This window comes from Geodermatophilus sp. Leaf369 (assembly GCF_001424455.1).
Taxonomy (GTDB): Bacteria; Actinomycetota; Actinomycetes; order Mycobacteriales; family Geodermatophilaceae; genus Klenkia.
The window spans coordinates 816,711-839,449 of sequence record NZ_LMQA01000002.1 but is presented as its reverse complement, the minus strand read 5'-3'; the positions used below and the strand labels follow the sequence as shown (position 1 = coordinate 839,449).

The 22,739-nt window shown below is 73.4% G+C and carries 18 protein-coding genes; 7 read left to right on the top strand and 11 right to left on the bottom strand.

What is annotated here, in order from left to right; genetic code table 11:
* Positions 1 to 51 precede the first annotated feature (51 nt).
* From ASG36_RS12840 to ASG36_RS12830, 3 genes are read right to left on the bottom strand one after another with little or no spacing between them, the layout of a single operon-like run.
* Positions 52 to 918, bottom strand: a complete 867-nt coding sequence (locus ASG36_RS12840) for a xanthine dehydrogenase family protein subunit M (RefSeq protein WP_055764342.1) — start codon at positions 916 to 918, stop codon at positions 52 to 54.
* Positions 915 to 1,418 carry a (2Fe-2S)-binding protein gene (locus ASG36_RS12835; RefSeq protein WP_055764339.1) on the bottom strand — a complete coding sequence of 168 codons (504 nt, stop codon included), beginning with the start codon at positions 1,416 to 1,418 and terminating at the stop codon, positions 915 to 917. The genes ASG36_RS12840 and ASG36_RS12835 overlap by 4 nt, the downstream gene beginning before the upstream one ends.
* Positions 1,418 to 3,709 (bottom strand): xanthine dehydrogenase family protein molybdopterin-binding subunit, encoded by a 2,292-nt coding sequence (locus ASG36_RS12830; RefSeq protein WP_055764336.1) that lies wholly within the window; start codon positions 3,707 to 3,709, stop codon positions 1,418 to 1,420. Before ASG36_RS12830 ends, ASG36_RS12835 begins: the two co-directional genes overlap by 1 nt.
* A 171-nt stretch (positions 3,710 to 3,880) precedes the next feature.
* On the opposite strand from ASG36_RS12830, the gene ASG36_RS12825 reads away from it, so the two are divergent.
* Complete coding sequence (locus ASG36_RS12825; RefSeq protein ID WP_162245194.1) at positions 3,881 to 5,131, top strand: MFS transporter; 1,251 nt, start codon at positions 3,881 to 3,883, stop codon at positions 5,129 to 5,131.
* A gap of 3 nt (positions 5,132 to 5,134) precedes the next feature.
* Here the strand turns inward: ASG36_RS12825 and ASG36_RS12820 are convergent, their stop codons facing one another.
* The 3 genes from ASG36_RS12820 to hrpA are packed head-to-tail and all read right to left on the bottom strand — an operon-like array spanning position 5,135 to position 10,546.
* Positions 5,135 to 5,338 carry a hypothetical protein gene (locus tag ASG36_RS12820; RefSeq protein WP_055764331.1) on the bottom strand — a complete coding sequence of 68 codons (204 nt, stop codon included), beginning with the start codon at positions 5,336 to 5,338 and terminating at the stop codon, positions 5,135 to 5,137.
* A 30-nt stretch (positions 5,339 to 5,368) separates the two neighbouring features.
* Complete coding sequence (locus ASG36_RS12815; RefSeq protein WP_055764328.1) at positions 5,369 to 6,565, bottom strand: glycosyltransferase; 1,197 nt, start codon at positions 6,563 to 6,565, stop codon at positions 5,369 to 5,371.
* Between the two features lie 33 nt (positions 6,566 to 6,598).
* A complete protein-coding gene (gene hrpA, locus ASG36_RS12810; RefSeq protein WP_055764325.1) occupies positions 6,599 to 10,546 on the bottom strand; it encodes an ATP-dependent RNA helicase HrpA in 3,948 nt (1,315 codons plus the stop codon).
* 164 nt (positions 10,547 to 10,710) lie between these two features.
* Between hrpA and ASG36_RS12805 the strand changes: the two genes are divergently transcribed.
* From ASG36_RS12805 to ASG36_RS12790, 4 genes are all read left to right on the top strand, one after another.
* Positions 10,711 to 11,235, top strand: coding sequence for a MarR family winged helix-turn-helix transcriptional regulator (locus ASG36_RS12805; RefSeq protein ID WP_055764322.1), 525 nt, complete (start codon positions 10,711 to 10,713; stop codon positions 11,233 to 11,235).
* Positions 11,232 to 13,106 (top strand): MDR family MFS transporter, encoded by a 1,875-nt coding sequence (locus ASG36_RS12800; protein ID WP_055764319.1) that lies wholly within the window; start codon positions 11,232 to 11,234, stop codon positions 13,104 to 13,106. Before ASG36_RS12805 ends, ASG36_RS12800 begins: the two co-directional genes overlap by 4 nt.
* A 98-nt stretch (positions 13,107 to 13,204) precedes the next feature.
* Positions 13,205 to 14,113: an alpha/beta fold hydrolase gene (locus ASG36_RS12795; protein WP_082523057.1), complete on the top strand. Its 909-nt coding sequence runs from the start codon at positions 13,205 to 13,207 to the stop codon at positions 14,111 to 14,113.
* A gap of 26 nt (positions 14,114 to 14,139) precedes the next feature.
* The gene (locus ASG36_RS12790) at positions 14,140 to 15,930 is read left to right on the top strand and encodes an acyl-CoA dehydrogenase (protein ID WP_055764316.1); all 1,791 of its coding nucleotides are present in this window, start codon (positions 14,140 to 14,142) and stop codon (positions 15,928 to 15,930) included.
* Positions 15,931 to 15,983: 53 nt separating this feature from the next.
* On the opposite strand, the gene ASG36_RS22335 is transcribed toward ASG36_RS12790, so the two are convergent.
* Positions 15,984 to 16,139, bottom strand: a complete 156-nt coding sequence (locus tag ASG36_RS22335; protein ID WP_200944461.1) for a hypothetical protein — start codon at positions 16,137 to 16,139, stop codon at positions 15,984 to 15,986.
* Positions 16,140 to 16,388: 249 nt separating this feature from the next.
* Between ASG36_RS22335 and ASG36_RS12785 the strand changes: the two genes are divergently transcribed.
* Complete coding sequence (locus ASG36_RS12785) at positions 16,389 to 17,864, top strand: MFS transporter (RefSeq protein ID WP_055764313.1); 1,476 nt, start codon at positions 16,389 to 16,391, stop codon at positions 17,862 to 17,864.
* A 115-nt stretch (positions 17,865 to 17,979) separates the two neighbouring features.
* Positions 17,980 to 18,957: a YihY/virulence factor BrkB family protein gene (locus ASG36_RS12780; RefSeq protein ID WP_235494930.1), complete on the top strand. Its 978-nt coding sequence runs from the start codon at positions 17,980 to 17,982 to the stop codon at positions 18,955 to 18,957.
* Here the strand turns inward: ASG36_RS12780 and ASG36_RS12775 are convergent.
* From ASG36_RS12775 to ASG36_RS12760, 4 genes are all read right to left on the bottom strand, one after another.
* The gene (locus ASG36_RS12775) at positions 18,954 to 19,727 is read right to left on the bottom strand and encodes a ferric reductase-like transmembrane domain-containing protein (RefSeq protein ID WP_055764305.1); all 774 of its coding nucleotides are present in this window, start codon (positions 19,725 to 19,727) and stop codon (positions 18,954 to 18,956) included. The two genes, ASG36_RS12780 and ASG36_RS12775, sit on opposite strands and share 4 nt — an antisense overlap.
* Complete coding sequence (locus ASG36_RS12770; RefSeq protein WP_055764302.1) at positions 19,700 to 20,437, bottom strand: enoyl-CoA hydratase/isomerase family protein; 738 nt, start codon at positions 20,435 to 20,437, stop codon at positions 19,700 to 19,702. Before ASG36_RS12770 ends, ASG36_RS12775 begins: the two co-directional genes overlap by 28 nt.
* A 63-nt stretch (positions 20,438 to 20,500) precedes the next feature.
* Positions 20,501 to 22,075: an MDR family MFS transporter gene (locus tag ASG36_RS12765; protein WP_200944460.1), complete on the bottom strand. Its 1,575-nt coding sequence runs from the start codon at positions 22,073 to 22,075 to the stop codon at positions 20,501 to 20,503.
* The gene (locus ASG36_RS12760) at positions 22,072 to 22,683 is read right to left on the bottom strand and encodes a TetR family transcriptional regulator (protein ID WP_162245193.1); all 612 of its coding nucleotides are present in this window, start codon (positions 22,681 to 22,683) and stop codon (positions 22,072 to 22,074) included. Before ASG36_RS12760 ends, ASG36_RS12765 begins: the two co-directional genes overlap by 4 nt.
* Between the last annotated feature and the right edge of the window lie 56 nt (positions 22,684 to 22,739).

Below are 22,739 nucleotides of genomic sequence, written 5' to 3'. Positions count from 1 at the left end.
AGAGCGCCCTCCCCGGGGTCCGGGGAGGGCGCTCTCGTCCGTGCTGCGGGGTCAGGCCGCGGCCGTGCTCTCCGCGGTGCTGGCCTCGGCCTCGCCGGCCGCGACCGCCAGCGCACGGCGGGTGAGCAGCCGGGCCAGGTGCGAGCGGTACTCGGCGTCGGCGTGCATGTCCGAGGACGGCGAGGTGCCCTCCGCGGCCAGCGCGGCGGCCTCCTCGATCGACTTCCCCTCGGCCAGCGCGGCCTCGACGGCGGTGGCCTTCAGCACCACGCCGCCCATGTTGGCCAGTGCCACGCCGACCCCGCCGCCGGGCAGGTGCGCCACGGCGGCCGAGACGATCGGCCAGTCGTTCTCCCGGCGGGTGAACTTCTCGTAGGCCCAGCCGGCGTCGCCGGTGCGGGGGACGCGGAGCTCGACGATGAGCTCCCCCTCCTCCATGGCCGTCTCGAAGAACCCGAGGAAGAACTCGGTGATCGGCACGGTGCGCCGGCCGTTCGGGCCCGCGAGCACCACGTCGGCGCCGAGCGCGAGGAGCGCGGTCGGCAGGTCCGAGGCGGGGTCGCAGTGCGCGACGGTGCCGCCGAGGGTGCCGCGGTGGCGCACCTGGGGGTCACCGACGCGGGAGGCGACGTGCGGCAGGAGCGGCACCTCGGCCTTCGCCACGTCGGAGTTCTCCAGGTCGTGGTGCCGGGTGCCGGCCCCGATGGCGACCTGGTCGCCGTCGACGCGGACGTAGTTGAGGTCGGCGATCCCGGAGATGTCGATGAGCACCGAGGGGATGGCCAGCCGCAGCTTCATGATCGGCAGCAGCGAGTGCCCGCCGGCGAGGATCTTGGCGTCCTCGCCGTGCTCGGCCAGCGCCGCCACGGCCTCGTCGACCGAGGAGACGCGCACGTAGTCGAACGGGCTGGGGATCACGCGGACACCTCCTGCGACTGCGGGACCTGACCGGCGACCGGTCCGGCCTCGGCGGCCTTGAGGACCGCCTGGACGATGTTGTGGTAGCCGGTGCAGCGGCAGAGGTTGCCCTCCAGGCCCTCGCGGACCTCCCGGTCGGTCGGGTTCGGGTTCGCCGCGAGGACGCCCACCGAGGCCATGACCATGCCCGAGGTGCAGAAGCCGCACTGGAGGCCGTGCTCGGACTGGAAGGCGGCCTGCACGGGGTGCAGCTCGCCGTCCTCGCCGGCCAGGCCCTCCAGCGTGGTGACCTGCGAGCCCTCGGCCTGGAGCGCGAGCACCGTGCAGCTCTTCACCGACAGCCCGTCGACGATCACGGTGCAGGCACCGCAGGACGTCGAGTCGCAGCCGATGTTGGTGGCGGTGAGCCCCAGGTTGTCGCGCAGGTGGTGCGCCAGCAGCATCCGCGGCTCGACCTCGTCGGTCCGCTGCTGCCCGTTGACGGTCATCGAGACCTGCATCAGTTCGTGCTCCCGTTCTGGGTCTGCTGCGCGGCCTGGACGGCCTTCCAGACGCGCATGGAGGTGGCGGGCATGTCGACGTGCCGGACGCCGAGGTGGGCGACGGAGTCGATGACGGCGGACTGCACCGCCGGGGTGGAGCCGATGGTCCCGGCCTCCCCGATCCCCTTGGCACCCAGCGGGTTCATCGGGGTGGGGGTGGCCATCTCGACCAGCTCGAAGCTCGGGAGCTCGGTGGCGGAGATGAACGGGTAGTCGGCCAGCGTGGAGGTCTGCGGGTTGCCGTCCTCGTCGTAGAGGACCTCCTCCAGCAGGGCCTGGGCCACGCCCTGGGCGATGCCACCGTGCCGCTGGCCCTCGGCGAGCAGCGGGTTGATGATCGTGCCGGCGTCGTCGACGGTGACGATGCGGACGACGGTCGCCTTGCCCGACTCGACGTCGGTCTCCACGACGGCCACGTGCGCGCCGAAGGGGAAGGTCGCGGCGGCTGCGGTGAAGGTGGTCTGCACCATCAGCGCCTCCTCGGCGGCCAGCTCGGCGAAGCTCACCGAGACCCCGGGCGTGCCCTTGACCTGCAGCGAGGCGGAGCCCAGGTCGACGATCAGGTCGTCGGGGTTGGCCTCCAGGCGCTCGGCGGCCCGCTTCTTGGCGACCTCGACGAGCTCGACGGCGGCCTGGTGCACCGCCGCACCTCCCTGCTGCAGCGAGCGGGAGCCCATGGTGCCGCCGCCCTTGGGGATCCGGTCGGTGTCACCGTGCAGGACGGTGATCTTCTCGACCGGGATGCCCAGCTGGTCGCTGGCGAGCATCGCCCAGGTGGTGGCGTGGCCCTGGCCGTGTGGCGAGGTGCCGGTGAGGACGGTGGCGGTGCCGTCGGCGTGCACCTCGAGCTCGGCCTCCTCGCCGGTGCCGGCGCCGTTGTCGGCCCCGGTGATCTCGACGTAGGTGCTGATGCCGATGCCCAGCTGGCGGGCGTCGCCACGCTCCCGGCGTGCCTTCTGCTCGGCGCGCAGCCCGGCGTAGCCCGAGGCCTCGAGGGCGCGGTCCAGCGCCGCGACGTAGTCGCCGCTGTCGTAGGTGGCGCCCATCGCCGTGGTGTGCGGCTCGTCGAACTTCGGCACCAGGTTGATCCGGCGCACCTCGGCCGGGTCCATGCCGATCTCGGCGGCGAACAGGTCGACGGCCCGCTCGACGGCGGCGGTGGCCTCCGGTCGGCCGGCGCCGCGGTAGGCGCCGATCGGGGTGGTGTTGGTGGCCAGCGCACGGGCCTGGGCGTGCACCTTCGGGAAGGCGTACGTGCCGGGCGTCATCAGCATCGTCAGCGTGGGCAGCACGACGCCGATGCGCGGGTAGGCGCCGCCGTCCTGGTCGGTGACCAGGCTGTAGGCCTCGATCTTCCCGTCCCGGCTGCCGCCGATCTTCACGACCTGGTCCTGGCCGCGGCCGTGCAGCATCGAGGTGAGGTTCTCCGAGCGGCTCTCGGTCCAGCGGACCGGGCGGCCGGACAGCTTGGCCAGGTGTGCGACGAGGGCGTACTCGGGGTCGGCACCGATCTTGGCGCCGAAGCCACCACCGACGTCGGGGGTGATCAGGTGGACCAGCGAGGCGTCCAGGCCGAGCCACTCGGCGATCTGGCCCTTGGCCTGCTGGGCGCCCTGGTTGGTGCACCAGACGGTGACCCGGCCGTCCTCGCCCCACACGGCCGAGGTCGCGCGGGTCTCCAGCGGCACCGGGGCGACGCGCTGGTTGACCACGGCCTGCTCGACGACGACCTCGCAGCCGTCGAAGAAGTCGGCCGGGGCGGGCTCCCCGAAGGCGGCGAGCACGTTGGTGCCGGCGGCCGGGAAGAGGATCGTCTCGTCCTTGGCGGCGTTCGCGGTGCCGACGACGGCGGGCAGCACGTCGAGGTCGACGACGACCTGCTCCGCGGCGTCCTCGCCCTGGTAGCGCTCCTCGGTGAGGACGACGGCGATCGCGTCACCCACGAAGCGGACGGTGTCGGTGCACAGCCACTGCCGCTCGAACTCGGCCGCGATGAACGGGAAGGGCGGGGCCAGCGGGGGCAGGTCGGTCAGGTCGGCGGCGGTGTAGACCGCGACGACGCCGGGAGCCTGCTTCGCGCCCTCGGTGTCGACCGACAGGATCTTTGCGTGCGCCACCTGGGAGCGGACGAAGGTGGCGTGCAGGGCGCCGGTGAGGCGCTCGTCGGTGAGGTCGTCGGTGTAGACCGCCCCACGCGTCAGGAACTGGGGGTCCTCCGTACGGACCACCCGGGTGCCGAGGATGCTCATGCGCTCGCTTCCACTGTTCGACGTCGGTGTTGCACAGGGGTGTTGACGTCACTCTTGCACGGTGGTGTGAGCGGGACCACCCCCGGTCGCAGCACGCTTGCACCCAGGTGGCACCGGGTGTCATCCGAGCCGGGTGCGGCCCGCCGCCGGAGCCCGTGGTCTGCTGACGCCGTGAGCGGACCGGGGGCTGTGGGCACCCTGCAGACACCCCCGGCCCGGACGACGGCCGGGACCCTGCTGCTGGCCCTCGCCGTCGTCCTGGTGGCGCTCAACCAGCGCCCGGCGGTCGTCGGGGTCGCACCGGTGCTGGTGGAGCTGCGGGCCGACACCGGGCTGTCCAGCGCGCTGGGCGGGCTGCTCACCTCGCTCCCGGTGCTGTGCTTCGGTGCGTTCGCCCCGGTCGCGCCCCGGCTGGCGCGCCGGCTCGGGCTGGAGACGGCGGTCGCCGCCTCCCTGGTGCTGCTGACCGGCGGGGTCGCCCTGCGGCTGCTGGACCCGGTCGCGGCCCTCTACGGCGGCACGGTGATCGCCGGCGGTGCCATCGCCGTCGCGAACGTGCTGGTCCCGGCCTACGTCAAGCGCGAGTTCGCCCGGCCCGGCCTGGTCATGGGCGTCTACTCCGCCGCGCTCAACGTCGGCGCCGCGGTGGCCGCCGGGCTCACCGTGCCGTTGCAGATGGCGCTGGGGCTGGACTGGCGGACGGCGCTGGCCGGGTGGGGGCTGCTCGCCGTCCTCGCCCTGGCCGTGTGGCTGCCGGTCGCGGGCACCGGCGCCAGCCGTCGCGGCGGGGTGCGGGCGCCCGGGGCGTCCTGGGGGTTGCTGCGGGAGCCGCTGGCCCGCCGGGTGACGGTCTTCCTGGGCATGCAGTCGACCCAGTTCTACGCGTTGGCCGCCTGGCTGCCGACCCTGCTCACCGACGCCGGGCTGCCGGCCGCCGACGGCGGGGCGCTCCTGGCGGTGTCCACGGTGACCGGCGCGGTGGGGGCCTTCCTCGGGCCGACGGTCGCGGGCTCGATGCAGGCCCGCGGGCGGGGGCAGCGGCCGCTGGTCCTCGTCGTCCTCGCCTGTTACCTGGTCGGCGTGGGCGGGCTGCTCCTCGCCCCGACCACGGCGACCGTGGTGTGGGTGGCGGTCTTCGGCGTCGCCCAGGGCGGCGGGTTCGCCCTGGCGCTGACGCTGATCGTGCTGCGCTCGGCGACCCCGCTGACCGCGGCCCGGATGGGCGGGGTGGCCCAGTGCCTGGGCTACCTGGTCGCGGCGGCCGGTCCGGTGGTGCTCGGCGTGCTGCACGACCTCACCGGCGGGTGGTCCTGGCCGCTGGCCCTGCTGCTGGTGCTGCTGCTCCCCATGGCCTGGGCCGGGTGGGGGGCGGCCCGCGACGTCGTGCTCCCGGAGTCCTTCCCGGCGCCGCCGCGGGCCTGAGGCTCACTCCGTGGGCTTCGGGGCCTCCGAGGCGTCGCCGTCCCAGTCCTTGCCGGCGTTCTGGGCGTTCTCCGAGGCGCTGTCGGTCTCCTCGGCCACGATGTCGACCATCTCGCGGTCGCTGACGCCCTCGCCGGCGGGCGCGGTGGTGCCCGAGCTGTAGCTCTCGACGGTGTGCGTCTCGGTGTGCGTGGTGGGCTCGCTCATGTTCTGCACTCCTTCTGAGGTGGTCACGGCTCAGTCCCCCGCCGCGGATCGACGCAAACGGACAACGCGGTCCCGCAGCCTGGACGCCGTGCTCGGTCTCGCCGTCCACCTCTCGTTCAGGCCGGACAGATGGGCACGGTGCACCTGAGCTGGCGCAGCGGGGTCGAAGAGCTCGTCTGCACCAGCCGCTGCGGACAGGGCTCGATCACGCAGGTCCGACGGGTCCAGCAGGTGAGCCCGGATGCCGTCGGCGAGAGCTGTCACGTCTCCCTCCGCGACCAGGTGCCCGTACCTCCCTCCCGCGAGGACCTCGGCAGGTCCCGCTGTGCAGTCGAAGGCGAGGCAGGGGACGCCACAAGCCAGGGCCTCCGCCAGTGAGAGGGAGAACCCCTCGTAACGGCTGGACAGGACGTAGAGCGCGGAACGGGCCACCACGGAATGCGGGTTCGGGGTGAACCCCGGGAGCCGCACCGAGTCCGCGACGCCCAGCTCGGCGGCCAGCGCCTCGAGGGCCTCCCGCTCACCACCTTCACCCAGGACCACCAGCTCGTGGCTCGGCGCACCGTCCTGCAGGGCTCGTGCGTGGGCTCGGACGAGCAGGTCGAAACCCTTCTGGTGTTCCAGACGTCCACTGGACACCACCGTCGGGTTGCTGACCGAGACCGCGACGGCCGGTGCTGCCTCGGACTGCTGCAGCACATCCCGCCGGTCCACGGAGTTCCGGGCCACGACGACGCTCCTGCTCGACACCCCGAGGCCCTCGATCGCGGGGCGCAGACCATCAGATACCGAGACCGCCAGGGAGGACGTCCGCAAGATCCAGCGGGTGATCGGACGGAGAGGCCGGTCCACGTAGTCCTCGACTGCTCTGTCGGGACGCGACTGCACGGTCACAGCGAGCGGGCGGCCTGTGAGGGAGGCTGCCATCCGCGCCACCAGCAGGCCGAAGCCCACCTCTGTGCCACTCACCACCACCTCTGCACGACGCGCCCGCAGCACAGCCCGCAGTAGCGCCCTGGGCAACGCCGTCCGCAACTGCGCGCCGGGCCGCGTGGCTCGCACGACGTCGAGCCCAGGGGGCAGCGCCGCGGTGCTCCCTTCTGCCTCCCAGGCGACCACGAGGACAGTCACGTGATCTCCGCCCTCATGCCACCGGGCCGCCCGGTCGAGAGTGACCCGGGTCGCCCCGCTGTCTCCCAGGTCGGACACCACCACCATCACGTCCATCAGCTCTCCTTCTCCGTCGTCATCTGACGCAGGTCAGCCGGCCGGGACCTCGATCGCGTCGATGGCCTTGAACAGCCGCTGCTCGCTGACCGGGCGGGGGGTGCCGACGACCTGGGCGAACAGGCCGATCCGCAGCTCCTCGACCATCCAGCGGATGCGCAGCACCGGGTCGTCCGGGCCGCCCACCCCGGGCACCTTCGCGCGCAGGTCGCGGTACTCGGTGGCCACGGCCTCCACCGTGGCCTGGCCCAGGGCGTCCCGGGCGGCGTTCGCGGGCAGCTTCTCCAGCCGGTGCGCCATGCCCTTGAGGTAGCGCACCAGGTCGGGCAGCCGGCGTCGTCCGGCGGTGGCGACGAAGCCGCGGTGCAGCAGCCCGGTCATCTGGGCCCGCAGGTCGGCGATCGCGGCCTCGGGCACCCGGCGGCCCGGGGCGGCACCGATCGCGATGGCGGTCTCCCGGGCCTGGGTGAGCACCGCCTCCACCTTGCGCACGCAATCGGCGGTGATCGTGTGCAGCTGGGTGCGGGAGCCCTCGACCAGCGCCTCGAAGGCGGCCTGGTCCCGCGGCGGGCCGCCGTGGGCGGCGATGAGCTCGTCGGCGGCGGCGTCCACGCAGTCGGCGACCAGGTCGGGGATCTCCCCGTCGGGGTTGAACTGCAGGGCCAGCCGGCTGCGCGGGCCCAGCGACTTGACCACCGGCTTCACCGGGGAGGGCAGGCTCAGCAGCAGCAGCCGTCGCGCGCCCAGCCAGGTGAGCCGGGAGGCCTCGGCCGCCGTCGGCACGACCCGGACGCCGACCGTGGCGCCCTCGTCGACCAGGGCCGGGTACGCCGTCACCAGGTGGCCGCCGCGGGAGACCTGCACGGTCGCCGGCAGCGCGCCCAGCGTCCAGGAGGTCAGCCCGGTGCGGGTGACGTCGGCCGACGCCCGCGCCAACGACGCCCGTGACTGCGGGGCGACCTGCCGGCGCAGCGCAGCCAGGTCCTTGCCCTCGGCCAGCGGCCGCTGCTGGTCGTCGAGCACCCGGAAGGTGGCCCGCAGGTGGTCGGGGACGTTCGCGGTGTCCCAGGCGTCCGGGGGCACCTGCACCGCGACGGCCCGGCGGATCTCCCGCTCCAGCGCCGGCAGCAGCGCCTCGGTGGGGTCGATGTGCGGCAGCACCTCGCGCACCCGGTCGGGGATGGGCACCAGGCCGCGGCGCAGCTGCTTGGGCAGCGCCCGCAGCAGGGCGGTGACCAGCTCCTCGCGCTGCCCGGGCACGGTCCAGGCCAGCGAGGCGCCCGAGGTCTGCTCGGCGACGGTGTCCAGCACCGCGAGCGGGACGTCGACGGTGATCCCGTCGTCGTCGGCACCCGGGTCGAAGGCGTAGGTCAACGGCAGGGTCAGGCCCTGCGTCAGGTGCACCTCGTCGGGGAAGTCCCCGGCCGCGACCTGCTCGGCGACGGCGGCGTCGGTGACCATCGCGGGGGTGAAGTCCAGCAGGTCCGGGCGCTGCCGGCGAGCCTGCTTCCACCAGCTGTCGAAGTGCCGGGCGCTGACCACCTCGGCCCCGATGCGGGCGTCGTAGAGCTCGAACACCGTCTCGTCGTCGACCCGCAGGTCGCGGCGGCGGGCGCGCTCCTCCAGCTCGGCGACCCGGGCCAGGACCTGCTGGTTGTGCGCCCAGAAGCGGTGGTTCGTCGTCCACTGGCCCTCGACCAGGGCGTGCCGGATGAACAGCTCCCGGCTGACGACGGGGTCGATCGAGCCGTACTGCACGCGCCGACCGACGACGAGCGGGATGCCGTAGAGCGTGACCCGCTCGGTGGCGACGACGGAGCCGCGCTTGGCGTCCCACCGCGGCTCGCTGTACTGCCGCTTGACCAGGTGGTCGGCCAGCTTCTCGATGGTCTCCGGGTCGACCCGGGCCACGGTGCGGGCGAAGAGCCGGCTGGTCTCCACCAGCTCGCCGGCGACCACCCAGCGCGGGGGCTTGCGGGTGAGCACCGAGCCCGGGGCGATGACGAAGCGAGCTCCGCGGGCACCGGTGTACTCGCGGGAGCCGCGCCGCTTCTCGGCCGGGGCGGCGTCCTTGCCGGGCTCCAGCTGGAGCCCGACCTGGGACAGCAGGCCCGACAGCAGGGCCGCGTGCACCCCGCGCTCGTCGGGCTCGGGGGCCAGCTCGCCGGTGGTCATCCCCAGCCGCCGCGCGGTGCCGCGCAGCTGGCCGTGCAGGTCCTGCCACTCCCGGATCCGCAGCCAGTGCAGGTACTCGCGCTTGACGGTGCGGCGGATCTGGTTGCCCGACAGCTCGTCCTGCTTCTCGACCAGGTACCGCCAGAGGTTCAGGATCGAGGTGAAGTCGGAGTCCTCGGCGGCGAACCGGGCGTGCAGCTGGTCGGCGGCGGCCTGCGCGTCGGCCGGGCGCTCGCGGACGTCCTGCACGGTGAGCCCGGCGGCGATGACCAGCACCTCCTCCAGCACCCCGCGCCGGTCGGCCTCCACGACCATCCGGGCCAGCCGGGGGTCCAGCGGCAGGGCGGCCAGCGCGCGACCGGTCTCGGTGAGCTTGCCGTCGGCGGTGAGCGCCCCGAGCTCCTCGAGCAGCGCGATGCCGTCGGCCACCGAGCGTCGGTCCGGCGGGTCCAGGAACGGGAAGTCCTCCACCTCGCCCAGGCCGAGGGAGGCCATCTGCAGCAGCACCGAGGCCAGGTTGGTGCGCAGGATCTCCGGGTCGGTGAACTCCGGCCGGGAGTCGAAGTCGTCCTCGCTGTACAGCCGGATCGCGATGCCGTCCGAGGTGCGCCCGCACCGGCCGGCGCGCTGGCGGGCCGAGGCCTGGCTGACCGCCTCGATCGGCAGCCGCTGCACCTTGGTGCGATGGCTGTACCGGGAGATCCGCGCCGTCCCGGGGTCGACCACGTAGCGGATGCCGGGCACGGTCAACGACGTCTCGGCGACGTTGGTGGCCAGCACGATCCGCCGTCCGGTGTGCTGCCGGAACACCCGGTGCTGGTCGGCCGCCGACAGCCGCGAGTAGAGCGGCAGCACCTCGGTGTGGGCGAACGCGGCCTCCCCGAGGGCGTCGGCGGTGTCCCGGATGTCGCGCTCGCCGGCCAGGAACACCAGCACGTCCCCCGGGCCCTCGGCGACGAGCTCGCGGCAGGCGTCGACGATCGCGGTCACCTGGTCGCGGTCGGGGTCGGCCTCCGGGTCGTCGGGGTCGATGACCGGCCGGTACCGCACCTCGACCGGGTACGTGCGCCCGCTGACCTCCACGACCGGCGCATCGCCGAAGTGCTTCGCGATCCGGTCGACGTCGATCGTCGCCGAGGTGATCACGATCTTGAGGTCGGGACGACGGGGCAGCAGCTGGGCCAGGTAGCCGAGCAGGAAGTCGATGTTCAGCGACCGCTCGTGCGCCTCGTCGATGACGATCGTGTCGTACTGGCGGAGCAGCCGGTCGCGCTGGACCTCGGCCAGCAGCACGCCGTCGGTCATCAGCTTCACCAGGCTGGTGTCGCCCACCTGGTCGGTGAACCGGACCTTGTAGCCGACCACCTCGCCCAGGGGTGAGCCCAGCTCCTCGGCCACCCGCTCGGCGACGGTGCGGGCGGCGATCCGGCGGGGCTGGGTGTGCCCGATCCGCCCGCGCACGCCACGGCCCAGCTCGAGCAGGATCTTGGGCAGCTGGGTGGTCTTGCCCGACCCGGTCTCCCCGGCGACGACCACGACCTGGTGGTCCCGGATCGCCGCGGCGATGTCCTCGCGCCGACCGCTCACCGGCAGCTGCTCGGGGTAGCTGACGGTGGGCACCGCGGCGGTGCGGGCGGCGATGCGCGCCTCGGCGCGGACGACGTCGGCGGCGACTTGCTCGTGCTTGCGGGCCCGGGCGGCCGGGTCGCGCACGGAGCGCAGCCCGTCCAGTCGACGGCGCAGGCGGTGCTCGTCCTCGATCGTCAGCGTGGACAGCCGCGACCGCAGGTCGTCGGACTCGGGCACGTCTCTCCTCGGGGGGTCGTACGGGGGCGGTGTCCCCAGGGTCCCACCCGTCCGCCACCGCGATGTCGCACAGCCGAGACCCGTGTACGTCACAACTGGTTGCATGTAGCGCGCAACAGTCCTATCGTCCTCGCGTCCCACTGCACGGCACACCCGGAGACCGCATGCCCCGCCCCGACACCCTCCCGGCCCCCGTCCGGCTCGACGACGTGCACGCGCTGTCCGACGAGCTGGCCCGGCTCATGCGGGTCGTGCACGCGCTCAAGGCCCAGTTCGCCGCCTCCGGCAGCGGCGACGCCGCCCGCGAGCGCGCCGCGCACGTGCTGCTCTTCCCGCTCACCCGGCTGGGTCCGCTGCGCCAGGGCGCCCTCGCCGAGCTGCTGCACGCCGACCCCTCGACCGTCAGCCGGCACGTCACGCTGCTGGTCGAGCGGGGCCTGGTCCGTCGGGTCGCCGACGCCTCCGACGGCCGGGTCAGCCGGCTCGTGGTCACCCCGTCCGGCGAGGCCGTCACCGAGGGGATGAAGGCCGAGCGCGAGGCCCTCTTCGCCAAGGTCACCGAGCACTGGGCCGACGCCGACCTCGCCGCCCTCACCGGCCTCCTCCACCGCTTCGTCGAGGACCTCACCACCGCACTCCCCGACACCTCACCCACCGGCAGCGCCACCACCCCCGAGAAGGACCGATGACCCAGACCACCGACCGCGACACCGCGGCCGCACAGAAGAAGGACGCCCGCGCCGCAGCCGCCGCGCCGGACGCCTCCGGGGCCTTCACCCACCGCCAGATCATGACGATCCTGATCGGGCTGCTGCTGGGCATGTTCCTGGCCGCGCTGGACCAGACCGTGGTCTCCACCGCGATCCGGACGATCGCCGACGACCTGCAGGGCTACGACCTGCAGGCCTGGGCCACCACGGCGTTCCTCATCACCTCGACCATCGCCACGCCGCTCTACGGCAAGCTGAGCGACATGTACGGCCGCCGGCCGTTCTTCATCTTCGCGATCAGCGTCTTCGTGGTCGGCTCGTTCCTCTGCGGCATCTCGCAGTCGATGTACGAGCTCGCCGCGTTCCGCGCCCTGCAGGGCGTCGGCGCCGGTGGCCTGATGTCGCTGGCACTGACGATCATCGCCGACATCGTGCCGCCCCGGCAGCGCGCGAAGTACCAGGGCTACTTCATGGCCGTCTTCGGCACGTCCTCGGTGCTGGGCCCGGTCATCGGCGGCTTCCTGGCCGGCCAGGAGTCGATCCTGGGTCTGGCCGGCTGGCGCTGGATCTTCTGGGTCAACGTCCCGCTGGGCGCCATCGCCTTGGCCGTCGTGTTCAAGAACCTGCACCTGCCCAAGCGCAGCAACCGCCACAAGATCGACTGGCCGGGTGCCCTCGGGCTCGTCGTGTTCCTCGTCCCGCTGCTGATCGTGGCCGAGCAGGGCCGCACCTGGGGCTGGACCGACCCCAAGTCGCTGATCGCCTACGTCGTCGGCGCCCTGGGCTTCGTCTGGTTCTTCGTCGCCGAGCGCTCCTACGGCGACGACGCCCTGCTGCCCATCCGGATGTTCAAGAACCGGACGTTCACCATCAGCGCACTGAGCTCGATCGTGCTGGGCGCCGGCATGTTCGGCGGCATCCTGCTGCTGCCCCAGTACCTGCAGATCGTGCACGGCTCCAGCCCCACCGTCGCCGGGCTGCAGATGATCCCGCTGGTCGGCGGCATCATGCTCGGCTCGATCACCGCCGGTCAGACCATCTCCCGCACCGGCAAGTACCGGCTGTTCCCGATGGTCGGCGTCGTCCTCATGGTGATCTCGCTGGTCAGCCTGTCGTTCATCGTCGACTCCGACACCTCGGTGTGGTCGCTGGTGCCGTTCATGGTGATGCTGGGCCTGGGCCTCGGGTTCAACTTCCAGCCGATCATCCTGGCCGTGCAGAACGCGGTCAGCCCCAAGGAGATCGGCGTGGCCACCTCCTCGGTGACCTTCTTCCGCCAGATGGGCGGCACGCTGGGCACCGCGGCCTTCCTCTCGGTGCTGTTCTCCGCACTGGGTGACAAGGTGCCCGCGGCCTACGCCGAGGCCCAGGGCACCGAGGCCTTCCAGGCCGCGGCCGCCGCCAACCCCGACCAGGCCGCCCAGCTGCAGGGCGCGGGCACCGACCTGGCCGACACCTCGGTGTTCCAGCGGATCGACTCGGTGCTGGCCGCCCCCTTCAAGGAGGGCTTCTCCAGCTCGATCGACCTGGTCTTCCTGATCGCCGCCGGCGTCGTGGCGCTGGGCTTCTTCGTGCTGGTCTTCCTGCCCCAGCTCGAGCTGCGCACCACCTCGGGCGTCCAGGGCCAGGCCGAGGGCGAGGGCGAGGCGGCCACCCGCACGGCGAACGCCGTCGGCGCCGCAGCACCCACGTCCAGCGCCGCGACCGGGGCGGTGTCCCAGGACGGCGCCCCGGCACTGGACACCGAGGCACACGGCCGGCACGAGGCCGAGGAGCACGGCCGGCACGAGGGGGACGACGACACCCCCACCGGCCTGGCCAGCATCCCGGCCGAGCACCTGCCGAAGTAGCACCCGCACCCCCGACGAGGCCCCCGACCGCACCCGCGGCCGGGGGCCTCGCCCTGTCCGGGGTGGCTCGTGCCGGACGGGGGTGCGACGGTCGGGGCATGACCACCGACGCGCTCTTCCCGGGGTTCGACGTCCTCGACGGTGCCGTCGAGCACGAGCACGGGGGGACGACGGTGCACGCCGTCGTCGGCGGGGAGGGCCCACCGCTGCTGCTGCTGCACGGCTACCCGCAGACCCACGTCATGTGGAGCTCGATCGCCCCGGACCTGGCCCGCGACCACACCCTCGTCGTCCCGGACCTGCGCGGGTACGGCGACTCCGGGACGCCGGCCGACGGGGAGGGCCACGCCGGGCACTCCTTCCGCGCGATGGCCGCCGACGTCGCCGCGCTCATGCGCGAGCTGGGCCACGAGCGGTACGCCGTGGTCGGACACGACCGGGGTGCCCGGGTGACCCACCGGCTGGCCCTCGACCACGCCGACGCCGTCGAGCGGGCCGCCGTGCTCGACGTGCTGCCCACCACGCACGTCTACGGCCACGTCGACCGCCGGCTGGCCACCGCGTACTACCACTGGTTCTTCTACCTGCAGCCCGAGCCGCTGCCGGAGAACCTGATCGCCGGCGACCCCACCGGGTACCTGCACAGCCTGCTCGGTGGCTGGGGCAGCGGACTGGACGTCTACTCCCCCGCCCAGCTCGCCGAGTACGAACGCTGCTTCGCCGACCCGGCCACCCGGCACGCCATGCTCGAGGACTACCGCGCCGGCGCGTCGATCGACCTCGAGCACGACGAGGCCGACGCCGCAGCCGGGCACCGGGTCAGCTGCCCGCTGCTCGTGCTGTGGGGCTCGAGGGGCGTGGTCGGCACCGGCCCGGACGACGTCCTGGCCGTCTGGCGCGAGCGCGCGGACGACGTCCGCGGCGAGGCCGTCGACGCCGGCCACTTCCTGGTCGACGAACGACCCGACGAGACCCTCACCGCCCTCCGCGCCTTCCTCCACCCCTGAACCGCGGTCTCTGGGAAAGTGGGCCGGTGCCTGCCTCTCTGATCCTGTCCCGCCGTGACCTGGACTTCCTGCTGCACGAGTGGCTGCAGGTGGAGACCCTGACCGAGCGCGAGCGGTTCGCCGCGCACGACCGGGACACCTTCGACGCGGTCCTGGACCTGGCCGCGGAGATCGCCACCGAGCACTTCGCGCCGCACAACCGCACCGCCGACGAGAACGAGCCGCACGTCGTCGACGGGAAGGTCGTGCTGGTCCCCGAGGTCGCCGCCGCGCTGCGGGTGTTCGGCGAGGCCGGGCTGGCCGCGGGCACGTTGAGCGAGGAGCTCGGCGGGATGCAGCTGCCCCAGGTGGTCAGCAAGGCCATGACGACGTGGTTCCAGGCCGCCAACATCGGCAGCTCGGCCTACCCGTTCCTCACCATGGCCAACGCGCACCTGCTCATCGCGCACGGCAGCCAGGAGCAGGTCGACACCTACGTGCGGCCGATGGCCGAGGGCCGCTGGTTCGGCACGATGGCGCTGTCCGAGCCGCAGGCCGGGTCGTCGCTGGCGGACATCACCACCCGGGCCGAGCGCCAGGACGACGGCACGTTCCGGCTCACCGGCACCAAGATGTGGATCTCCGGCGGCGACCACGAGCTCAGCGAGAACATCGTGCACCTGGTGCTGGCCAAGATCCCCGGTGGTCCGGCCGGGGTGAAGGGCATCTCGCTGTTCATCGTGCCCAAGTTCCTGCCCGAGGGCGACGGGATCGGCGAGCGGAACGACGTCGTGCTGGCCGGGCTCAACCACAAGATGGGCTACCGGGGGACGACGAACACCCTGCTCGGCTTCGGCGAGGGCGTGCACACCCCCGGCGGGCGCCCCGGCGCGGTCGGGTTCCTCGTCGGGGAGGAGAACCGCGGCCTGGCCGCGATGTTCCACATGATGAACGAGGCCCGGGTGGGCGTCGGGCTGGGCGCGACGGCGCTGGGCTACACCGGCTACCTGCACGCGCTGGAGTACGCCAAGACCCGCACCCAGGGCCGCCCGCCCGCGGGCAAGGACCCGTCCGCGCCGCCGGTGCCGATCATCGAGCACAGCGACGTGCGCCGGATGCTGCTGGCGGCCAAGAGCTACGTCGAGGGCGGCCTGGCCCTGGGGCTGTACTGCGCGCTGCTGGTGGACGAGGAGGAGACCGCCGAGACCGAGGCCGAGCGCACCCGGGCGCACACGCTGCTCGAGGTGCTCACCCCGATCGCGAAGAGCTGGCCCTCCCAGTGGGGGCTGGCCGCCAACGACCTGGCCATCCAGGTGCACGGCGGCTACGGCTACACCCGCGACTTCCCGGTCGAGCAGTTCTACCGGGACAACCGGCTCAACCCGATCCACGAGGGCACCGTCGGGATCCAGGGCCTGGACCTGCTGGGCCGCAAGGTGGTCGCCGGGGGCGGTGCGGGCCTGCGGGTGCTGGCCGGGACGATCGCGGCGACCACCGCGCGGGCCGCGGGCACCGAGTGGGCCGACCTGGCCGCCGACGTCGACGCCGCGGTGGCCCGGGTCGCCGAGGTGACCACGACGCTGTGGTCGGCCGGTGACCCCGACGTCACGCTGGCCAACGCCACGGTCTACCTCGAGGCGGTCGGCCACGTCGTCGTCGCGTGGCTGTGGCTGGAGCAGGTGCTGGCCGCCGGCGACCGGGACGGGGACTTCTACGCCGGCAAGCGCGCGGCGGCCCGCTACTTCCAGCGCTACGAGCTGCCGCGCACCGGGCCGCAGTTCGACCTGCTGGCCAGCCTGGACCGCACCACCCTGGACGCCCGGCCCGACTGGCTCTGAACAGCACGACGGCCGCCGTCCCGGGAGGGAGCGGCGGCCGTCGGGTGGTCCTGCTACGCGGTGGCGGGGGCCGCCTCCGGTGCGCTGCGCGCAGCGGCGGTGGCCCGTCGCTCCTGCTCGTAGCGCGCGGTGGACTGCGATCCCAGTGCGATCACGAGGGCGGTCAACAGCAGGAAGCCCAGCAGGGCCACGGCCGGCCAGAACACCATCGGAACAACAACCCCCAGCGTGCAGTGCGGTGGCCGGCGGGGGTGGGCCCCCGGCGGCGTCTCGTCAGGATCGGTGATGCCCGTGCCATCGGCGGCCGAACCCCCTCGGTCGGGGGAAATCACGTGAACTCCCCGTGACGAATCCCGCACCCCGCGACGGACCCACGCGTCTGGTTGCCCCCTGCACCCCACTCCGTGGTGTCATCACCGGGGACGGTCACCACCGTCCGTCGAACCTCGGAGGTCCCCGTGCGCTCCCGCACCCCTGCTCCCGGGCTGCTGGTGCTGACCCTGGCGCTCTCGGTCACCACGCTGTCGCTCCTGCAGTCCCTCGTCGTCCCGATCCTCCCGGTCATCGGGGAGCAGCTCGGGGTCGGCGCCGGTGCGGCCGGTTGGGTGCTGACGGCGAACCTGCTCGCCGCTGCCGTGCTCACCCCGGTCATCGGCCGGCTCGGGGACACCCTCGGCGAGCGCCGGGTGGTCCTGGGCGTGCTGGGCGTCGTCGCCGTCGGCACCCTGCTGGCGGTGCTGACGACGTCGCTGCCGCTGCTGCTGGTCGCCCGGGTGCTGCAGGGCGCCTCGTACGGGCTGTTCCCGCTGTCGATCTCGATCCTGCGTCGGGAGCTCCCGGCGGAGAAGCTCACCGTGGCCATGTCGATCGTGTCCAGCACGCTGGCCGTCGGCGGCGTCATCGGCCTGGTGGTCACCGGCCTGCTCACCCGGGACGGCGGGGACTACCACCACCCGTTCTGGCTGGGCTTCGGCATCGCCGTCGTCGCGCTGGCCCTGGCCGCCTGGGTGCTGCCGGCCCGCGAGCCCAACGCCACCGGCGGGGTCGACTGGTGGGGCGCGGTCGTGCTCGGTGCCGGTCTGGTCCTGCTGCTGCTCCCGCTGTCCCAGGGGCACACCTGGGGCTGGACCGACCCCCGGACCCTAGGCAGCCTGATCGCCTCGGTCGTGGTGCTCGCCGGCTGGGTCGTGCTGCAGCGCCGGCGCACCCACCCGCTGGTCCGCCCGCAGCTGCTGGCCGACCGCCGGATGCTGGTGCCCAACCTGGCCGGGCTGATGACCGGGTTCGGGCTGTTCGCCTCCTTCCTCGCCGTCACCCAGTTCGTCCAGGTGCCCGAGGCCGCCGGCTACGGGTTCGGTGCCAGCACGCTGGAGGCCGCGGTGGTCTACCTGCTGCCCGGGGGCATCGTCGGGGTGCTGCTGGCCCCGTTCGCCGGCACCGTGGTCAACCGGATCGGCGGCCAGGCCACCCTGCTCATCGGCGCGGGCTCCGGGCTCCTCGGGTTCGTGCTCTTCGCCGTCGCCCGCTCGACGCCGTGGGTCGTCGTGCTGGTCGGGCTGACCACCCAGCTCGCGGTCACCGTCGCCTTCGCCGCGCTCCCGGCCCTGGTCGTGCAGGCCGTCGAGCCCTCGGAGACCGGGGTGGCCAACGGGGTCAACTCGATCACCCGCTCGGTCGGCAGCGCGCTGGCCAGTGCGCTCATCATCACCGTCGTCGCGGGCTCGGCCGACGCCACCGGCCTGCCCAGCAGCGGCTCGTTCACCATCGTGGCCCTGCTGGGTGCCGGCAGCGCCCTGGTGACCGCGTTCGTCGCGGTGTGGGGCCTGGTGTCCGACCGCCGGGGCGGGCGGGGCCGCCGTCCCGACGACCTGGCCGAGGTGGAGCGGGCCTGCGCCCGGGCCGGCGAGTGGTCCCCGGTGTCCGGCATCCGCTGAAACGGGTTCGGCCTGATCCGGTACGGGCACGCCCCGAGGGACACACCCCTCGACCCACCGGAGCACCCCCATCGCCAGCACCCGAGCACGTGACGGCGGCACCCAGACGGACCCGGTGCCCCAGGACGACCAGATCACCGACGGCGGACGGGCCGACCACGCCCCCACCGGGGCCGTGGGCAAGCCGACCACCGCCGGCACGTTCAAGCGGCTGGTCACCGAGACCAGCGAGGACAACCTCACCGACTGGGCGGCCTCGCTGACCTACTACTTCGTGCTGGCCATGTTCCCCGCCGTCATCGCGATGATCTCCGTCGTCGGCCTGGTCTTCGAGCCGCAGCAGATCAGCGACGCGCTCACCACGCTGCTGCAGTCCATCGCCCCCGGCACCGCCGCGGACACCTTCAGCGGGGTGATCGAGCAGCTCGCCGGCAGCACCGCCACCGCCGGGATCGCGCTGGTCGTGGGCCTGGCAACCGCGCTGTGGGCCGCCTCGGGCTACGTCGGCGCCTTCACCCGGGCCGCCAACGTCATCTGGGAGACCCCCGAGGGACGGAAGTTCTACAAGCTGAAGCCGCTGCAGCTGCTGATCACCCTGATCGGCATCCTGTTCGTGGCCCTGATCGCGCTGTCGGTCGTGGCCACCGGCCCGATCGTCGACGCGATCGGCGAGGCGCTCGGCCTGGGCAGCACCGTCACGACCGTCTGGGACATCGCCAAGTGGCCGGTGATGGTCGTGATCGTGGCGATCATGATCGCGATCCTCTACTACACGACCCCCAACGTCCGGCTGCGCGGCTTCCGCTTCGTCTCCCCCGGCGCCGCGTTCGCCCTGGTCGTCTGGATCATCGCCTCGGCGCTGTTCGCCTTCTGCGTGGCGAACTTCGGCAGCTACAACAAGACCTACGGCGCGCTCGCCGGGGTCGTCGTCTTCCTCGTCTGGCTGTGGATCACGAACCTGGTGCTGCTGATCGGCCTGCAGCTCGACGCCGAGCGCGAGCGCACGATCGAGATGAAGGAGGGCGTGCCGCGCGCGGACAAGGAGATCCAGCTCGACGCCCGCGCCGAGCCCAAGGAGCAGAAGACGACCTAGCCGGACCGGCCCGGTCCGGCCGCGAGCAGCACGACCAGCAGGAGCGCGAGGGACGCCGTCAGCACGCCCAGCACGGCGGCGTCCCGCAGCGTGCGCTGCCGGGGCGTGCGCTGCCGGGCCAGCGGCGACTCCGCCCGGCGGTGCGGGCCCAGCAGCCGGACGGCGAAGAGCACCAGCAGTGGCAGCTGGGCCACCCACAGCGCCGTCCGCAGCCCGCCCTCGGCCCGGAACTCCCCGCCGAGCACCAGGGCGTGCCACAACGCCAGCACGTAGGTGAGCGCGGCGGCCTGGTGGGCCAGCAGCCACACCCGGCGCGGCACCCGCCGCCGCAGGTACCAGCTGGGGCCCAGCAGCACCGCCAGGTAGAACGCCAGGATCCCGGCGCTCCAGCCCAGCCGGCCGGTCTCGGCGGTCTGCGGCACGAACGAGGCCAGCCACGACCCGCCGCGCAGCCCGACCACCGAGGCCACCGCGTGCAGCAGGGTCAGCGCGAGGACGGCGAGGCTGACCTGGCGGTGCGCGGTGAGCAGCCCGACCCGGCCGCCGAGCCCCCGGGGACGGCGGGACCCGGCCACCAGACCGAGCACCAGCCCGCCGTAGGCCCACAGCAGCGCGGCCAGGCCGGAGCCCAGCAGCACCTGGTGGGCCGCACCGCCCTCCCCGGGCCGGGCCGGGACCATCAGGGAGAAGGCGACGGCGACCGCGGTGACGACGAGGGCGTGGGCGAGCCCGGCCAGGCGGCTCAGGTCGCGGAGCGGCGCATCGACCACATCTGGGCCGGCCGCTCGAACTGGGTCGCGATCTCCCAGCTGACGTGCGGCGGGCCGGTCTCCTTGCGGAAGTTGGCGACCGCGACCCGGGCCAGCTCGGGGTCGGCGGCGACCCGGGCGGCGAGCTCACGGGCCCGCGGCTCGACCTGGTCGGACTCGACCGCGGCCCAGGCCATCCCGAGCTCGACGGCACGGGTGCCGCTGATCTCCTCGCCGAACAGCGCCATGGCCGCTGCGGCCTCCCGGCCGATCAGCCGGGACAGGATCACGAAGTGCCCGCCGCCGGGGTGCAGGCCGCGCTTGAGGAACCCGCACAGCAGCCGGGCGTCGGTGGCCACGACCCGCAGGTCGGCGGCCAGCAGCATGTTCATCCCGGCGCCCACGGCCGAGCCGCGGACGGCGGCCACGGTGGGCACCCGCACCTGACCCAGCCGGTAGAACGAGTCGTAGATGGCGCCCATGCCGGCGTAGGCGTCCGGGGCGGCGGGGTCCCTGCCGGCGTCGGTGAGGGTCTGCACGTCCCCGCCGGCGCAGAAGCTCTTCCCGACGGCGGTGAGAACCAGGGCGCCGACGTCGTCCCGGCCGTCGACCTCGTCGAAGACGCCGATCAGCTCGGCCGCCATGGCCGGGGTGAGCGCGTTGCGGCGGTCGGGGGCGTTCAGGGTGACGACGGCGACGCCGTCCGCCACCTCGAGCAGGACCTCGGGCACAGCGACTCCTCGTGTCGACGGGGGCCGGCGACGGTGCCGGCCCCCGTGATCAGACCACGCGGGTCAGGAGGCGGCGCGCTCCTCCTCGAGACGCTCGGCGCCCGAGGTGGTCTTCAGCGTCTTCTCCTGGACGAAGAGGACGACGACCAGCGCGAGGGCGGCCAGCGGGGTGGCGATCAGGAACAGCTCGGCGGTGGCGTTGCCGTAGGCGTCCTGCACCAGGCCCTGCACCTCCGGGGGCAGCGACGCGACGTCGGGCACCGCGCCGTCCCCGGTGCTGGAACCGCCGAGCACCGACAGGTCCGCGGCGACCCGGGCGGCGAGCACCGCACCGAGCACGCTGACCCCGATGGTGCCGCCCAGGCTGCGGAAGAACGACAGCACCGAGGTGGCCGCACCCAGCTGGGCGGCCGGGACGTCGTTCTGTGCGGCCAGCACCAGGTTCTGCATCAGCAGGCCGACGCCGATGCCCAGCACGACCATGTACAGCCCGATCTGCACGATCGGGGTGTCGGCCGACAGCGTGGCCAGCAGGCCGAAGCCCAGGGTCATCAGCACGCCACCGGCGACCAGGAAGCGCTTCCAGCGGCCCGTGCGGGTGATGACCTGGCCGGCGACGGTCGAGGAGACCAGCAGACCGCCCACCAGCGGGAGGCTGAGCAGCCCGGCCGCGGTCGGGGAGTAGCCCAGCGACACCTGGAAGTACTGGGAGAGGAAGACCGTCCCGCCGAACAGCGCGATGCCGACCAGGGCGCTGGCGATCACGGTGAGGGTGACGGTGCGGTTCCGGAAGATCGACAGCGGGATGACCGGCTCGGGGACCTTGGACTCCACCACCAGGGCGAGTGCGACGAGCAGCAGCCCGCCGCCGACCATGAGCGCGCTCGGCCCGGAGACCCAGTCGAAGCTGCTGCCGGCCAGGGTCACCCAGATCAGCAGCGAGGAGATGCCGCCGGTGATCAGCAGCGCGCCCAGCCAGTCGATGTGCACCTCGCGGCGGCGCACCTGGGTCAGCTTCAGCGTCTTCTGCAGCAGCACGACCGCGGCCAGGGCGAAGGGGACGCCGAAGAAGAACGTCCAGCGCCAGCCCAGCCACGAGGTGTCGACCAGCAGGCCGCCGATGAGCGGGCCGGAGACGGTGGCGACGGCGAAGACCGCGCCGAAGACGCCGGCGTACCGGCCGAGCTGACGCGGCGGGATCATCGCGGCCATCACGATCTGCACCAGTGCGGTCATGCCGCCGGCGCCGATGCCCTGCAGCACCCGGGCGGCGATGAGCATGGTGGTGTCCTGCGCGAAGCCGGCGACCAGCGACCCGGCCACGAAGGTGCCCAGCGCCAGCTGGACCAGCAGCTTCTGGCTGACCAGGTCGGCGAGCTTGCCCCACAGCGGCACGGTGGCCGTCATGGCGAGCAGCTCGGCGGTGACCACCCAGGTGTAGACGGACTGGCTGCCGCCCAGGTCGGCGATGATCGTGGGCAGCGCGTTGGACACGATCGTCGCGGCCAGGATGGTCACGAAGATGCCGACCATCAGGCCGGACAGCGCCTGCAGCACCTCGCGCTGGGTCATCGCCGCACGGGTGCCCCCGGCGGTGCCGCCGGCGGGGTCGGCTGCGGGATCGGCGGTGGTGGTCACGGTGTCCCTCTTCTCGGGGTGGGGGTGGGGAGGCCGTCGACGACGGCGTCCAGCGCCTCGTCGAGCAGCCCGTGCAGGGAGGCGGTGGCGCCGGCGCTGTGCCAGCGCCAGAGCGAGACCCGCAGGACGGTGCTGACCACCGCGGCGACCAGACCCGGGTGGAGGTCGGCCTCGGCATCGAGGCCCGTGCGGGCCGCCACCGCCAGCGCCAGCTCGCGCTCGTCGGCCGAGCCGGTCTCGACCAGCCGGGGCAGCAGCGACGGGGTCGCGATGACCACGGCGAACACGCGCCGCCAGGTGTCGCCGTCGGCCTGCAGGCGGTCCAGGCAGGCGTGCAGCGCGGCCCGCAGGGCGGTCAGCAGCGGGACGTCGGGCCCCTGCTCGGCGAGCAGGTCGACCAGCCGCGGCCCGCGGTCGGGCTGCAGCAGGGCCTCCTCCTTGGAGGCGAAGTGGTTGAAGAAGGTGCGGTAGGAGACCCCGGCCGCGGTCGCGACGTCCTCCACGGTCACGTGGTCGAAGCCCCGCTCCTCGGCCAGGCGGAGCACCGCGTCGGCCAGCGCGGCCCGGGTGTCGGCCTTCTTGCGCTCGCGCAGGCCCGTCGTCGTCACGCGGACCATGGGACACCCTCGCTGCACACTGTGCAATCTTGCAGGGTGTGCAGCCG